Annotated in this window: 15 protein-coding genes; 10 read left to right on the top strand and 5 right to left on the bottom strand. The window is 60.7% G+C overall.

Annotated features, from left to right (window positions below):
* Positions 1–53: 53 nt before the first annotated feature.
* On the bottom strand, positions 54–1,325 hold the full coding sequence (locus tag ABMC88_RS12455; RefSeq protein ID WP_349577224.1) for an MmgE/PrpD family protein: 1,272 nt from the start codon (positions 1,323–1,325) through the stop codon (positions 54–56).
* A gap of 20 nt (positions 1,326–1,345) precedes the next feature.
* Entirely contained in the window at positions 1,346–1,789 is a 444-nt protein-coding gene (locus ABMC88_RS12450) for a type II toxin-antitoxin system RatA family toxin (RefSeq protein ID WP_349577223.1), read from the bottom strand.
* Positions 1,790–1,857: 68 nt separating this feature from the next.
* Between ABMC88_RS12450 and hpt the strand changes: the two genes are divergently transcribed.
* Both hpt and ABMC88_RS12440 read left to right on the top strand, forming a co-directional pair.
* On the top strand, positions 1,858–2,403 hold the full coding sequence (hpt, locus tag ABMC88_RS12445) for a hypoxanthine phosphoribosyltransferase (protein WP_349577222.1): 546 nt from the start codon (positions 1,858–1,860) through the stop codon (positions 2,401–2,403).
* Positions 2,404–2,406: 3 nt separating this feature from the next.
* Positions 2,407–2,583, top strand: coding sequence for a hypothetical protein (locus ABMC88_RS12440; RefSeq protein ID WP_349577221.1), 177 nt, complete (start codon positions 2,407–2,409; stop codon positions 2,581–2,583).
* A 40-nt stretch (positions 2,584–2,623) separates the two neighbouring features.
* On the opposite strand, the gene lipA is transcribed toward ABMC88_RS12440, so the two are convergent.
* Together lipA and ABMC88_RS12430 are read right to left on the bottom strand one after the other, a co-directional pair.
* On the bottom strand, positions 2,624–3,577 hold the full coding sequence (gene lipA, locus ABMC88_RS12435; protein WP_349577220.1) for a lipoyl synthase: 954 nt from the start codon (positions 3,575–3,577) through the stop codon (positions 2,624–2,626).
* Positions 3,578–3,672: 95 nt separating this feature from the next.
* Entirely contained in the window at positions 3,673–4,770 is a 1,098-nt protein-coding gene (locus tag ABMC88_RS12430; RefSeq protein ID WP_439655601.1) for a DUF6456 domain-containing protein, read from the bottom strand.
* 247 nt (positions 4,771–5,017) lie between these two features.
* Between ABMC88_RS12430 and ABMC88_RS12425 the strand changes: the two genes are divergently transcribed.
* Positions 5,018–5,329, top strand: a complete 312-nt coding sequence (locus tag ABMC88_RS12425) for a DUF6477 family protein (RefSeq protein ID WP_349577218.1) — start codon at positions 5,018–5,020, stop codon at positions 5,327–5,329.
* Here the strand turns inward: ABMC88_RS12425 and ABMC88_RS12420 are convergent.
* Complete coding sequence (locus ABMC88_RS12420; RefSeq protein WP_349577217.1) at positions 5,322–6,860, bottom strand: trimethylamine methyltransferase family protein; 1,539 nt, start codon at positions 6,858–6,860, stop codon at positions 5,322–5,324. The genes ABMC88_RS12425 and ABMC88_RS12420 overlap by 8 nt on opposite strands.
* 222 nt (positions 6,861–7,082) lie before the next feature.
* Here ABMC88_RS12420 and guaA point away from each other — a divergent pair, with 222 nt between their 5' ends.
* From guaA to ABMC88_RS12385, 7 genes are all read left to right on the top strand, one after another.
* On the top strand, positions 7,083–8,660 hold the full coding sequence (gene guaA / locus ABMC88_RS12415; RefSeq protein ID WP_349577216.1) for a glutamine-hydrolyzing GMP synthase: 1,578 nt from the start codon (positions 7,083–7,085) through the stop codon (positions 8,658–8,660).
* Entirely contained in the window at positions 8,651–8,938 is a 288-nt protein-coding gene (locus ABMC88_RS12410) for a putative quinol monooxygenase (protein WP_349577215.1), read from the top strand. The genes guaA and ABMC88_RS12410 overlap by 10 nt, the downstream gene beginning before the upstream one ends.
* On the top strand, positions 8,935–9,798 hold the full coding sequence (locus ABMC88_RS12405) for a DMT family transporter (protein ID WP_349577214.1): 864 nt from the start codon (positions 8,935–8,937) through the stop codon (positions 9,796–9,798). The genes ABMC88_RS12410 and ABMC88_RS12405 overlap by 4 nt, the downstream gene beginning before the upstream one ends.
* Before the next feature lie 57 nt (positions 9,799–9,855).
* Complete coding sequence (locus ABMC88_RS12400) at positions 9,856–10,764, top strand: DMT family transporter (protein WP_349577213.1); 909 nt, start codon at positions 9,856–9,858, stop codon at positions 10,762–10,764.
* A gap of 31 nt (positions 10,765–10,795) precedes the next feature.
* On the top strand, positions 10,796–11,644 hold the full coding sequence (locus ABMC88_RS12395) for an ATPase (RefSeq protein ID WP_349577212.1): 849 nt from the start codon (positions 10,796–10,798) through the stop codon (positions 11,642–11,644).
* Positions 11,645–11,723: 79 nt separating this feature from the next.
* Entirely contained in the window at positions 11,724–12,641 is a 918-nt protein-coding gene (gene metA / locus ABMC88_RS12390; RefSeq protein ID WP_349577211.1) for a homoserine O-acetyltransferase MetA, read from the top strand.
* A 1-nt stretch (position 12,642) separates the two neighbouring features.
* Entirely contained in the window at positions 12,643–13,602 is a 960-nt protein-coding gene (locus ABMC88_RS12385; RefSeq protein ID WP_349577210.1) for an alpha/beta fold hydrolase, read from the top strand.
* The last annotated feature ends 19 nt before the right edge of the window (positions 13,603–13,621 follow it).

The raw sequence follows: 13,621 nt of genomic DNA, 5'->3' as shown, positions 1-13,621 counted from the left end.
CAAGGATCGCATTTTATCGGGGCGGCGTTGGAAACAGCGCCGCCCCTTTTGCGTCAGTTGCCTGCGAAACAGGCGGTCACTGCGTCCAATTCGGGCCCGATGACAGCGTGCCACAGCGCCTCTTCGCGGTCCTCGCCCAGCAATGCCCGCACCTTTCCCCGCAGCTTGTCGCTGCGCGCCTCCAGCGTCATGGGGGCCAGCAGATCGTGGCGCATCCGGCGGACCTCGCCACTGTCCAGCGTCAGGGTGATCTGGCTTTGCGTCTCGCTCAGCGTGGGATCCTCCATCACCTCGATCTTGGCGCGCAGATCGCGGATGTCCTTGTCGCGGGTGATCGCGTCCGTGAAGTTCCCCACCGTGCCTGTGGCATGGCCCAGCAGCGCCATCGCCGCCGTCTGGGTATAGCTGAACTTGGCCTCCAGCCCTGTCTTTGGCTCCGCGATGTTGCACACGCTCATCCAGCGCGGGCTGGTGCGGATTTTAAGTGCGGCAATGCGGTCGGCCGCGACATTCGCCCCCGACAGTGCCTCAAGCATGGCGTGCAGCCCGTGACAACAGGCGTGGAACTTGTGGCTGATCTCGCTGATCTGCCAGTCTTTGCGGGGCAGTTTCACATCAGCCCCCTCGCCGTGGTGCGTCGCCCCAAAGCCCAAGGCACCGTCCAGCCCGTCCGCCGCCGCCGTCATCCCCGCCTGTGCCCAGAGCGCGGCCTCGACACCCGTGCGTGCGGCCAATCCCGCGTTGAGCGGCTTGCCCATCGTCCCGAATTGCGCCTTCAGCCCCGAGGCCATGCTGGCACACAGCCCCAGCGCATGACGCGTCTGGTGCTTGTCCAGATCCAGCATACGTGCGGCGGCCAAGGTGGCGCCAAACGCGCCCGCCGTCGCCGTCTGGTGATAGCCGATCTGGTAGTGATCGCGCCCCAGCCAGACCCCCACCATGATCGACGCCTCAACCCCGATGGTGGCCGCATCCACAGCATTGGTCAGGCGCATATCCAGCGTCTCGGCCAGCGCCATCACAGCGGGCAGCACGGCCACGGAAGGGTGCCCGATATGGGCGAAATGCGTGTCGTCGTAATCGAGCGCGTGGCTCAGCGTGCCGTTGACCAGCGCCGCCGTGGCCGCCCCGCTGGCGTCACCGCCAAAAACATGGGCGGGGCCTTCCTCGATCATCTGGGCGCGGCGGAAACCCGCAAAGTCAGCCTCACCCGCGCCGATAATTCCGCAAGCGGCCCAATCAAACAGCGACAGCCGCATCATCGCCGCCGCCTCTTCGGGCACATCCATGCCGCCCAGTTTAATGAGTTGTTCTGTGATCCCCATGGCGTCCTCCCCTGACGGGCCTAGCCATAAAGCGCGTCTGCCCGTTTCTCAAACGCTTTCACCACCCGCTGCATCGCCTCGTTAAAGACGACGCCGATGATTTTCTGCAAAATCGCGTTGCGGAATTCGAAGTCCACAAAGAACGAGACCTCGCAGCCGCCGTCGATGTCGCGGAATTCCCAGTTGGATTTCATATATTTGAACGGACCATCCAAATATTCGGTATCAATCTTTTTGGCCTGCGGCCACAGCACCACGCGCGAGGTGAACCGCTCGCGGAAGACTTTGAACGAGATGACAAGATCGGCGTCCATGACGCTGTGATCGCCCTTGTCCTCATGCGATTTGATACGCGCAGCGGCGGTCCATGGCAAAAACTTGGGGTAACTGCCCACATCGGCCACAAGGTCGTACATCTGCTGCGCGGTATAGGGCAGCGGTCGGGTCTCGGAATGGGTGGGCATTGATTTCCTGTGCGTCTTTGGTATGGGCTGTACCTGAGGCCCGAGGGCCATGCAATCAAGAGGTGGCCATGCAGACGCGTCCTTATGTCATAGACCAGATGATCTCGGCCAAATCTATCGCCGCGCGGATCGAGGAGCTGTGCCAAGCGATCCAGATCGAGTTTGCGGATACCGACAAGCTGGTTGTTGTGGGGCTGTTGCGCGGGTCATTCGTGTTCATCGCCGATCTGGTGCGGGAACTGGACCTGCCGATCGAGGTGGATTTCCTTGAGGCCTCAAGCTACGGCGACGGAATGGAAAGCACACGCGAAGTGCGTATTCTCAAGGACTTGCGCGGCGGTATTGAAGGGCGCGATGTACTGCTGGTTGAGGATATTGTGGACACGGGCCATACGCTGCACCACGTTACGGGTATGTTGCGGGCGCGCAAACCTGCGCGGCTGAAAACGGTAGCGCTACTGGACAAACCCACCCGCCGCGAGGTTGATTTGCGGGCTGATTATACCGGTTTTGAAATTCCTGATGAATTTGTCGTAGGCTACGGCATCGACTTTGCGCAACGCAACCGCAACCTGCCCTTTATCGGCAAGGTGCGTTTCACCGATGGTGCCTGAACCGTGCTGACCCCCCGCCACTTGATGCGTGCCAAACGCTGGGTGCAAAACCCGCCCTCGGCGCGTCGGGTCAAGTTTGTCTTTGGCGCTGTGGCATTGGCCCTGCTGGTGGTGGGGCTGGAGCATTTCGGATTTTGGCCCGAATGGGCCAAGGCCGAGCGGATCAAACGCCCGCTCTGACTAAGGCGGCACGCTTTCACAAGCACGCCGCCCGATCGCCTCAGGCTACGCCGAGCTTTTTCATTCGTGCAGCCCGCAGGCGGGCAAAATCATCTCCCGCGTGATAGCTTGACCGTGTGAGCGGTGTGGCAGAGACCATCAGGAAGCCCTTGCCGTAAGCGGCTTTTTCATAGGCCGCGAATTCATCAGGATGCACAAAGCGGTCCACGCGGTGGTGTTTCGGCGTGGGTTGCAGGTATTGGCCGATGGTCAGAAAATCAATGTCGGCGGCACGCATGTCTTCCATCACCTGCATCACGGCCTGACGGTCTTCGCCAAGGCCGACCATGATACCCGATTTGGTGAACATCGACGGGTCCAGCTCTTTCACGCGCTGCAACAGGCGCAACGAGTGAAAATACCGCGCACCGGGGCGGACCTCGGGGTAGAGGCCCGGCACGGTTTCAAGGTTGTGGTTAAACACATCGGGCCGCGCCTCGACCACCTGCTCCAGCGCCTCTGGCCCGCATTTGATGAAATCGGGGGTCAGAATTTCGATTGTGGTGTCGGGGGCACGGTGGCGAATGGCGCGGATGGTTTGCGCAAAATGCGCCGCCCCGCCGTCTTCGATATCGTCGCGGTCCACCGAGGTGATGACCACATGGTTCAACCCCAGCTTGGCGACCGCATCGGCCACGCGCCCCGGCTCGAACGTATCGAGCGCCTCTGGCGGCTTGCCCGTCGCGATGTTGCAAAATGTGCAGGCGCGGGTACAGACCTCGCCCATAATCATCATGGTGGCATGACCCTGCGACCAGCATTCACCTACATTGGGACAGCCCGCTTCTTCGCAAACTGTGACCAGTTTATTGTCGCGCATGATCTTTGCAGTGTCTTCATATCCTTTTCCGCCGGGCGCACGGACCCTGATCCAATCGGGTTTTTTCGGCTGCGGATTATCGGGGCGGCGCGCCTTCTCGGGGTGGCGCATTTCGGGGATCTTCAGATCACGCATGGGGGACCTCACCTATGGCTGTTGCGCCTTACTTAGCACATCGCGGGTTAAACAAAACCCTGCTGTGGCACATGGCCGCCATGCACGCGCAGCACCTAACCGATCATGGCCGTCCGGCGGACCGACGCCTGCCCGTAATGCAGGTGCAACCGCATTAATGCAATTCGCAACACAATTTTGCCCGAACGGGCAGACCATCCCAAGACTTTCTCGGCCGTTTCAAGCCCTTCCAAAAAGCAGCAACAGCGCAGCGTAATATCCGACAGGCCCGGTCCCAAATTGGTAAGCGCGGCAATCACGCGGGAATGGGCACGCGCACCGGCATCCGCGCTGTCATGCAAGACAGGCGGCTTCCCCTCGGCCAGCCCTTCCAGAAAGCTGTCCCAATTGCGCGCAACATCGGGACCCATCTGGGCCAGCTCAAAGTCTTCGCGCAACCGCTCGCCCGCGTTCACCAGCTCCGAGCTTAGAAATAATGAGCCGTCCTTGTCACGGCGCCGCGCCAAAGCCGCCAGCGGGCTTTCAGCCAGACCATAGCGGATGCGGTTCGGCGTTTCGGTCACCTTGCCATTGGCCGTTTCCGATGCCAGCTCGCTCTCATCGCGGGCCATAAAATCCGCCAAAGCCGACCGCCCCTGCGCCGTGATATGATACCGCGCAATCCGCCCACCATCAGGGGCGGTAATCCAGCCTTTCAACGCCATCGCTTCCACGACCGAGCGGTCAACGACCCCTGTGCGCGTGTTCTCACCGCCCGCGCTGTCGCGCACGATCACCGCCTTGTCCATATCCGCCGCAACCGCCAGAACCGCGCCCGTCTCACACAACCGCTTTAGAACGCGGTTCCCGTGGGCCGACAATTCGCCGATGTTAGGCAGCTCTTCGGACTTCCTGATCTTGAGCCGCTTTGTCGTTGTCTGGTGAACAGGCTGAGCCTGCGCAGTGCCGGATGCAGGCGTGCCGCCCAGCGTCTTGAGCGCATTATCCACCAACGGATCGTCGCGCAGTGTCTCAACCCGCCTGATCTGGCGCAAGATCGTCGAGGCATGGCACCCCTGCGCACGCGCCAGCGCACGGATCGGGATCCCCATTTCCGTGTGATCAATGTAGTTTTGAACCGAACGCGGCACCCATGCGGGTATCTCGGACGTGTCCTCCGCATCTACCTGTTTTCTGTTTTCCAAGGCCTGCACCATCTGTCCCATTACCTGAGTTTCCCCTCTCAGCATCGCTTGAATTCGATATATCAACCTAAAGGTGAATTGGTTACACATTGGTTAAAATATCGGCTGATAGCTAAGATTGTTGAAAAATGATAAACAATATTGAATGACCCGAACGCTGTTTAAAGCCGTCACGCAACACACTCAAAACTAGGAGATTATGGCTGCAATCAAAGCCCGCATTCGCCGTGGCTTTGGCTAAAAGGAGAACATTGACATGCAAGATATCCACAGCCTACTCGCCTCTATGCACCGCCCCCGTCTGCTGATGCGCGCCGCCCGCATCGGGGCTCACGACTATCGCCGCGCAGGGCATCTGCCCCGGCTTTTGGGCTATGGCGCGTTGCCACGCCACGGGGCCGCGTTAATGCGGTTGATCGACATCGAAGGAGAGCTGGAGAGCCAGCGGACCGGCAATGACGCGGGCTATTCGCTGATCACCCATGTGGATGTGCTGATCGCGATCTTGGGCGAAGCGCGTGCGCTGCGGGATGCGCAATCCACCCCGCAGCTGGAATCCGTCAGATAAAGCTGTCGGGCTCGGCCGCTTTGCGCGCTGCAACAAAGGCGTTCAAAGCGTCAAGGATCGCGGGGTCCATGGCGGGCTGCTGGTAATCGGCCAGCATCTTTTCCACCCGCAAGGTGGCAAGGGTCTGCGTATCGCGCGCGCCCTCGTCCTCCCACGTCTCGAACGGCTTATAGTCCAGCAGATCGGACTTCCAGAACGCCGCCTTGAAGTTGGCCTGCGTATGGTCACAGCCAAGGTAATGACCGCCGGGGCCGACCTCGCGGATCGCATCCATGGCTTGTGCGTTCTCGTCCATCTCGACGCCGCGCGCCAGATGGTGCAGCGTGCCTAACTGGTCCGCGTCCATCACGAATTTCTCGAAGGACGACACCAGACCGCCCTCCAGCCACCCACAAGCGTGCAGCATAAAGTTCACGCCAGACAGCAGCCCCATGTTCAGGCTATTCGCTGTCTCGTAGGCCGCCTGCGCGTCAGGCAGCTTGGAGCCGCAAAACGATCCGGCAGAGCGGTAAGGCAGCCCCAGCCGCCGCGCCAACTGCCCCATGCCATAAGTAATGTGGCTGGCTTCAGGCGTGCCAAACGTCGGCGCGCCAGAGTTCATATCAATCGACGTCACCATCGCGCCCAACACCACCGGCGCGCCCTTGCGGCACAACTGGCTATAGGCAACGCCGGCGAGGCTCTCGGCCAGCACCTGCGTCAACGTCCCCGCCACAGAGACAGGCGCCATCGCGCCGCCCACAATAAACGGAGAAATAATGCAGGCCTGATTGTTCTGCGCATAGACCTCCAACGCACCCATCATCACGTCATCAAACGTCATGGGCGAGTTGATGTTGATGAGCGAGGTCATCACGGTATTTTCCTGCACAAATTTCTCACCAAAGAGAATCCCGCACATATCCACCGAATCCTGCGCACGGCTCGGCTCGGTCACCGATCCCATGAAAGGTTTGTCGCTCAGCGTCATATGCGCCAGCAGCATGTCCAGATGGCGCTTGTTCACGGCCACATCCGTCGGCTCGCACACAGTCCCGCCAGAATGGTGCAACCACTTGGACATATAGCCCAGCTTCACGAACTTGCGGAAATCCTCCATCGTGGCGTAGCGCCGGCCGCCTGCCGCATCACGCACAAAGGGCGGGCCATAGACAGGGGCCAAGACCAGATTATTGCCGCCCACAACGACATTACGCTCAGGATTGCGGGCATGCTGCACGTAAGACGCGGGTGCCGACTTGATCAATTCGCGCGCCAGACCTTTCGGCAACCGCACCCGCTCGCCCTGCACATCGGCGCCTGCGTCACGCCACCGCTCCAACGCACGCGGATTATCGGGGAAATTCACGCCGATTTCTTCCAGTACTGTCTCGGCATTGGCCTCGATGATCTGCAAAGCTTCCTCGCTCAACACTTCAAAGTTCGGAATGTTGCGCTCGATGTATTTGGCCGTCTCAAAGGACACAGCCGACCGTGCCGCCCGCCGTGCAGCCCCGCCTCCGCCCCGTGTGCGCCGTGCAGTTTCCGCCATATCCCGTTCCCTTCATGCCAGATTTCGGCCCTGCCTACCGCACCCCCACCCTGCACCGCTCGCAAATAGCGGCCATGCAGGTAAAAAAGCGACATCGCGCCCCGCCCGCTCTATTTTTTCCGGCCATAAATCCTCCGGGGGACGCCTTGGCTCTGGCCAAGGTGGGGGGCTGGCCCCCAAATCAACCTTGCCAGCCAGCACACACAGGCATAATCAGAGCACATGACAGACATATCCCATGACCGCCTCCTCATCATCGACTTCGGCAGCCAGGTCACCCAGCTGATCGCCCGCCGTTTGCGTGAACTTAACGTCTATTGCGAAATCCACCCGTTCAACACGGTGGATGATGCGTTTCTGGACCGCTTTGCGCCCAAGGCGATCATCCTGTCGGGTGGACCCGCAAGCGTGGTGCACGCCGATGCCCCGCGCCCGCCTGCTTCGGTATTTACCCGTGGCCTGCCGGTGCTTGGCATCTGTTATGGCCAGCAATTGATGATGGATATGCTGGGCGGCACGGTCGAGGGCGGCAAAATCTCGGGCGGCGGGGGCACAGCCGAATTCGGCCGCGCCTATGTCACGCCCACTGCAACAAAAAACGAATTGCTCGATGGTTGGTTTGCGCAAGACCGCGAACAAGTCTGGATGAGCCACGGCGACCACGTCAGCGCAATCGCCCCGGGTTTCGAGGTCCTCGGCACCTCGCCCCACGCGCCTTTTGCCATCGCTGCGGATGAAAGCCGCAATTTCTACGCCGTGCAATTCCACCCCGAGGTTCACCACACCCCCAACGGCCTGAAATTCTTTGAGAACTTTGTGAAACTTGCAGGGTTCACAGGCGACTGGACCATGGGCGCCTACCGCGAAGAGGCCATCGCCAAAATCCGCGCCCAAGTGGGCGATGCCCATGTCATCTGCGGCCTGTCGGGCGGCGTTGATTCGTCCGTTGCCGCCGCTTTGCTGCATGAAGCCATCGGTGACCAGCTCACTTGCGTGTTTGTCGACCACGGTCTGCTGCGCAAGGACGAGGCGGCCGAAGTCATCACCATGTTCCGCGACAACATGAACCTCAAAGTCATCCACGCCGACGAGGTTGATCTGTTTCTGGGCGAACTTGAGGGCCAGTCCGACCCCGAGACAAAGCGCAAGATCATCGGCAAACTCTTTATCGACGTCTTCCAGAAATACGCAAACCAGATCGAGAACGCCAAATTCCTCGCCCAAGGGACGCTGTATCCCGACGTGATCGAATCGGTTTCCTTTTCGGGCGGGCCGTCCGTGACCATCAAATCGCACCACAATGTCGGCGGTTTGCCCGAAAAAATGGGCCTGAAGCTGGTCGAGCCGTTGCGTGAACTGTTCAAAGACGAGGTCCGCGTGCTGGGCCGCGAGCTGGGATTGCCCGACCATTTCATCGGCCGCCACCCCTTCCCCGGCCCCGGCCTTGCAATCCGCTGCCCTGGTGAGATCACGCGCCAAAAACTCGACATCCTGCGCGAAGCGGACGCCGTCTATATCGACCAGATCCGCAAACACGGCCTTTATGACGAGATTTGGCAAGCCTTCGTGGCCATCCTGCCTGTACGCACCGTGGGTGTGATGGGCGACGGGCGGACCTATGATTTTGCCTGTGCGCTGCGTGCGGTGACTTCTGTCGACGGTATGACCGCCGATTATTACCCGTTTACGCATGAATTCCTTGGCGAAACCGCCACGCGGATCATCAACGAAGTGCCGGGCATCAACCGCGTGACCTATGACATCACCTCGAAACCTCCCGGAACGATCGAATGGGAATGAAGAACGTCACCCTGACGGGCACGCTGACCTGCGCATCCGAGGACGAGGCCGCGCGCGTGCGCGCCGCCCTCGACACCCACATCGCACTCACCCGCGATGAGGCGGGGTGTATTTCTTTCGAAGTGACACCCACAGACGATCCGATGGTCTGGCATGTGTCCGAGCGGTTCACCGATGCGGCAGCATTCGAGGCGCATCAGACGCGCGCCGCCGCATCCGACTGGGCCACGCAGACGGCAGGCATTGCCCGCGACTATACTATTGAAGGTCTTGAATGAACGTCATTTTCAAGGCCGCCTTGTGGATGACGGGCGCCATCGCGTCGTTCTCTTTCATGGCGGTCGGCGGGCGCGAGCTGGCAGGCGATTACGACACATTCGAGATCATGCTCTACCGCAGCCTTGTCGGCGTCATCGTCGTCCTCGGCTTTGTCACGGTTCAAAACAAATGGGCCGAGCTGCGCTTTGACCAATGGCGCCAGCATCTTGTGCGCAACCTCTTTCACTTTACGGGCCAGAACCTGTGGTTCTATGCCGTGGCGGTCATTCCGCTGGCGCAGGTCTTCGCGCTCGAGTTTACCTCGCCGTTGTGGGTTGCGATCCTTGCGCCGCTGTTTCTGGGTGAAAAGATGACCCGTATGCGGGGGCTTGCTGCGGTGATGGGTTTTGTCGGTATCTTGATCGTGGCGCGGCCCGATATGGACAGTTTCGAGATCGGGCTGCTTGTGGCTGCAACGGCTGCGATTTTCTTTGCGTTGACCAATATCATGACCAAACGGCTGACGCGGGATAATTCGATCCTGTCGATCATGTTCTTCCTGACCAGCCTGCAATTGGTCTTTGGCCTTGTGACTGCGGGTTTCGACGGAGACATCGCCCTGCCCACGGCCTCCAGCCTGCCCTTTTTGTTCTTCATCGGCTGTGCGGGGCTGGTTGCGCATTTTTGCCTGACCAACGCGCTGGCGATTGCACCTGCAACTGTGGTTGTCCCGCTTGATTTCGCCCGCCTGCCCGTGATCGCGATTGTCGCGATGGTTCTGTATGACGAACCGCTCGAGGTTTGGGTCTTTGTCGGCGCGGGCATTATCTTTGTGGGCAACTACCTCAACATCTGGAACGAGACGCGCAAGCGGCCGTGATGCGTTTGCGCAGCAATCGGGTCGCCCCCAGATATCCCCGCCCCTAAGGTCTTCGCCATGACACACCGCAGCATATCAACCGAAAGCTGGCTCTTGCTGATTGCACTGGCCACGCTGTGGGGGGCGTCTTTTCTGTCGATCCGCATCGCTTTGGACGAGATCGGGCCGATAACGGCGGTGGCGCACCGCGTCGGGTGGGCCGCGCTGGTCTTGTGGGCTTATGTCGCCTTGCGCAGATTGCCCCTGCCGCGGGGGCGGCGCGTCTGGGTCGGTTTTCTCGGCATGGGCGTGCTCAACAATGTGATCCCCTTCACGCTGATGGCATGGGGGCAGCTGTATATTCCTTCTGGCCTGACCTCGATCTTCAACGCGGCCACGGCGGTCTTTGGCGTGCTGATCGCGGCACTACTGCTGAGTGACGAGCGCTTGACCCCGCGCAAAGCCATCGGCGTGGCCGTGGGCTTTGCCGGTGTTGTCACCGCCATCGGGGTCGAGAACCTGCGCAGTTTCGACATCACCTCGCTTGCGCAACTCGCTGTGCTGGCGGGCACGGTGTCTTATGCGCTGGCGGGGGTTTGGGCGCGCAAACGGCTGGCGGGCCTCGCCCCGCAGGTGGCCGCGGCAGGTATGCTCAGCGCCTCGGCTCTGATCATGATCCCGCTTGCGTGGGTGGTTGAAGGGCCGATCAACCTTGACCTGCAACCGCGCACAATCTGGGCAATCGTCTATTACACGCTGGGGGCCACGGCGCTGGCTTATCTACTGTACTACCGCGTGCTGGCACTGGCAGGCAGCGGCAATCTGATGCTGGTGACGCTGATGATCACCCCCATTGCCATTGTCCTTGGGGCATGGGTTCTGGACGAACAACTGGCCCCCAATGCATACACAGGGTTCGCCCTTCTGGCGCTGGGGCTGGTCATCATTGACGGGCGGTTGATTGACCGTCTGCGGGCGGCGCGGTAGGGGTTGGACGACCACAACACCGGAGGCTCCCATGCTTTACCCCGACGCAGACAGCTGGCACGCAGCACCCCGTAAATCCGTGCTGCTGTTCGGCATGTCGGGGCTGGGCAAAACCCACGTTTCCAAGGCGCTGGTGCAGCAGGGCGACTGGTTCCATTACTCGGTGGATTACCGCATCGGCACATCCGGTATGCATGGCCACATCAAGGACAACCTGATCGCCCACGCCATGCGCGAGCCGTTTCTGGCGCAAATGCTGCGCGCCGATGCTATGTATCTTGAACCCAACATCCACGACGATGATCTGAGCGCGGTTGCCGCCTACCTTGGCAAACCGGGTGATCCCGCGCGCGGCGGCCTGCCCATGGCTGAATACACCCGCCGCCAAAGCCAGTTCCGCGATGCCGAAATCGCCGCCTTGGCCGAGACGGCGCAGTTCATGACCCGTGCGCGGGACTTGTACAAATACCCGCATTTCATCTGCGACACGGGCGGCTCGATCTGCGAATGGATCGACCCAGAGGATGACAACGACCCGCTACTGACCAAGCTAGCCGAACACTGCCTGCTGGTCTGGATCAAGGGCGACGAGGCCCATACCCAAGAGCTGGTCCGCCGATTTGACCGCGCCCCCAAACCGATGGCTTATCAACCCGCATTCCTTGCTGAAATGTGGGCCACATACCTAAGCGAAAACAACACACAAGAAGCCGATGTTGATCCCGATACCTTCATCCGCTGGACCTATGCCAAAGCATTGGCACACCGCCAACCGCGCTACGCCGCGATGGCCCGCCACGGCATTACCGTCACAGCCGAAGACGTCTATGCCGTCACATCCACGGATGATTTCGACGCCCTCATCGCCTCCAAGCTTTGAACACAACACCGTGCGTCCCCTTGAGGAATGGCCCCAGCGGCCCTACCTGTGATGCCCGCCTGAATAAGAAGTAAGACCCATGCCCATCAAGATCCCCAGCACCCTGCCCGCCTATGACGTTTTGACCCGCGAGGGCGTCAGCGTCATGGACGAGGATCAGGCCGCCCGTCAGGACATTCGCCCCCTGCGCATCGCGCTGCTGAACCTGATGCCAAAAAAGATCCAGACGGAAAACCAGTTCGCCCGCCTGATCGGGGCCACGCCCCTGCAGATCGAACTGACGCTGCTGCGCATGTCCGACCACCAGACCCGCAACACCGCCGCCGAACATATGGAGAGCTTCTACCGCCCCGTCTCGGAGGTATGGGACGAAAAGTTCGACGGCCTCATCATCACCGGTGCCCCGATCGAGCATTTGCCATTCGAGGATGTCGACTATTACGCCGAATTGCAGCGCGTGATGGACTGGACCCAGACCAACGTGCAATCCACCATGGCCGTGTGCTGGGGCGGGATGGCGATGATCAACCACTTCCACGGCGTGGCCAAACACATGCTGGAGGCCAAAGCCTTTGGCTGTTTCCGCCACCGCAATCTGGCCGATGCCTCGCCCTATTTGAACGGATTCTCGGATGAATGTGTAATTCCCGTATCGCGCTGGACCGAAATACGGCAGGCCGAGGTGGACGCCGTGCCCGCGCTCAAGACTTTGCTGGGCAGCGAAGAGGTCGGACCCGCCCTGATCGAGGATACCGCCCACCGTGCGGTCTATGTGTTCAATCACTTTGAATATGACCGCGACACGCTCAAGCAGGAATATGACCGCGATGTCGCCGCTGGTACGCCGATCAACGTGCCCGTGAACTACTATACAAACGATGATCCAAGCCTTGCGCCCGTGAACCGCTGGCGCAGCCATGCGCATCTGCTGTATGGCAACTGGATTCAGGAAATCTATCAATCGACGCCCTATGACATCGGGCAGATTGGTGCGTAGCGTGCTTTTTCTTATCGCTTTAATCGTGATCTTCATCGCCGTGGTGCAATGGCGCGCCGCCGCACGCGAGGCCACGACAATGCGCGACTACCCGCCGCAGGGGCGCCTGATTGATGTAGACGGCACGCCCGTGCATGTCCTGATCGAGGGCAGCGGCCCCGATCTGGTCCTGCTGCACGGGGCCAGCGGCAATTTGCGCGACTGGACGCTGGATTTTGTGGACCGAGTGTCGGGCCGCTACCGTGTGATCATGTTCGACCGTCCGGGCCTTGGCCATACGGGCCGTCTGCGTGGCAAATCAGGTGCTTGGAATGCCGCGTTCGAAACGCCTGCCGAACAGGCCGAGCTTTTGCAAAAAGCCGCCGCGATTGTCGGGATCGAACGGCCCGTGGTGGTTGGGCATTCTTTCGGCGGGGCTGTGGCGATGGCGTGGGCGCTAAACGCTCCTCGTGACACGGGGGCTGTTGTCATGCTGGGCGCTGTGTCGAACCCTTGGCCCGGCACTTTGGGCTGGACCTATACGATGCTTGGCTCCGCCTGGGGCGGTGCGTTGGTGGTGCCCGTGCTGTCGGCCTTTGTGCCGCAATCCTATGTGGATGCCAGCGTCGAGACAATATTCGCGCCGCAGCCCGCGCCCGACGGCTATGCCGCCCATGTCGGCGCGGGTCTGGTTCTGCGCCGCGAAAGCATGCGCGCCAACGCCCAGCAAGTGAACCACCTGCGCCCGCATATCGTAAAGATGTCAAAGCGGTACGAGAGCCTGTCCATGCCGTTCGAGATCGTGCACGGCGATGCCGACACCATTGTCCCGCTTGCCGTGCATTCGGTTCCCCTGTCCCAGCAAGTCGCGGGTGCAAACCTGACCGTGCTGGAAGGTATCGGCCACATGCCACAACACGCACGCCCCGACGCCGTCGAGGACGCGATTGACCGCGCCGCCGCCCGTGCGGGTTTGCGTTAAGCCTGTTAACATCGCATAA

It is taken from the genome of Sulfitobacter aquimarinus (genome assembly GCF_040149565.1).
Lineage (GTDB): Bacteria > Pseudomonadota > Alphaproteobacteria > Rhodobacterales > Rhodobacteraceae > Sulfitobacter > Sulfitobacter aquimarinus.
The sequence above is the reverse complement of the archived record's forward strand: the minus strand, read 5'-3'. Positions and strand labels throughout refer to the sequence as shown.

Bases quoted from the DNA above. Each gene is read 5' to 3' on its own strand.
- ABMC88_RS12455 (WP_349577224.1), bottom strand. From the start codon at position 1,325: ATGGGGATCACAGAACAACTCATTAAACTGGGCGGCATGGATGTGCCC.
- ABMC88_RS12450 (WP_349577223.1), bottom strand. From the start codon at position 1,789: ATGCCCACCCATTCCGAGACCCGACCGCTGCCCTATACCGCGCAGCAG.
- hpt (WP_349577222.1), top strand. From the start codon at position 1,858: ATGCAGACGCGTCCTTATGTCATAGACCAGATGATCTCGGCCAAATCT.
- lipA (WP_349577220.1), bottom strand. From the start codon at position 3,577: ATGCGTGATCTGAAGATCCCCGAAATGCGCCACCCCGAGAAGGCGCGC.
- ABMC88_RS12425 (WP_349577218.1), top strand. From the start codon at position 5,018: ATGCAAGATATCCACAGCCTACTCGCCTCTATGCACCGCCCCCGTCTG.
- ABMC88_RS12420 (WP_349577217.1), bottom strand. From the start codon at position 6,860: ATGGCGGAAACTGCACGGCGCACACGGGGCGGAGGCGGGGCTGCACGG.
- guaA (WP_349577216.1), top strand. From the start codon at position 7,083: ATGACAGACATATCCCATGACCGCCTCCTCATCATCGACTTCGGCAGC.
- ABMC88_RS12410 (WP_349577215.1), top strand. From the start codon at position 8,651: ATGGGAATGAAGAACGTCACCCTGACGGGCACGCTGACCTGCGCATCC.
- ABMC88_RS12405 (WP_349577214.1), top strand. From the start codon at position 8,935: ATGAACGTCATTTTCAAGGCCGCCTTGTGGATGACGGGCGCCATCGCG.
- ABMC88_RS12400 (WP_349577213.1), top strand. From the start codon at position 9,856: ATGACACACCGCAGCATATCAACCGAAAGCTGGCTCTTGCTGATTGCA.
- ABMC88_RS12395 (WP_349577212.1), top strand. From the start codon at position 10,796: ATGCTTTACCCCGACGCAGACAGCTGGCACGCAGCACCCCGTAAATCC.
- metA (WP_349577211.1), top strand. From the start codon at position 11,724: ATGCCCATCAAGATCCCCAGCACCCTGCCCGCCTATGACGTTTTGACC.